Source organism: Acinetobacter sp. ANC_7504, assembly GCF_056779995.1.
The window spans coordinates 1-399 of sequence record NZ_JBWYIZ010000037.1; the positions used below are offsets into that span (position 1 = coordinate 1).

A 399-nucleotide genomic window follows, 5' to 3' on the forward strand; every position below is an offset into this window, starting at 1 on the left:
AGCTCGATACTAATTCTGCTGCGAAAGATGCTGAAAAGCTCAATGCCAAAGATGCATTTGACGTGCTTGTGATCGGTGGTGGTCCTGCAGGTAACACATCTGCAATCTATGCCGCTCGTAAAGGTATCCGTACGGGGATCGTTGCTGAGCGCATGGGTGGTCAAGTCATGGACACCATGGATATTGAAAACTTCACATCAGTGCAAAAGACGCAAGGTCCTAAGTTTGCGGCTGAAATGGAAGCACATGTTCGTGAATACGGTGTCGACATCATGAACCTACAACGTGTGTCTGACATCAAAGGTGCGGATGAAACTGCCAACGGTTTAGTTGAAGTGACTTTAGAGAATGGTGCAAAACTTGAATCGAAAACGGTCATCCTGTCTACAGGTGCTCGTT

1 protein-coding gene is annotated in these 399 nt (G+C 46.9%); it reads left to right on the forward strand.

Going from position 1 to position 399, the window contains the following annotated elements:
- Positions 1 to 399, forward strand: a 399-nt coding sequence (locus AC1M9F_RS14510) for an FAD-dependent oxidoreductase (protein ID WP_481598121.1), incomplete at both ends; no start/stop codon positions are given.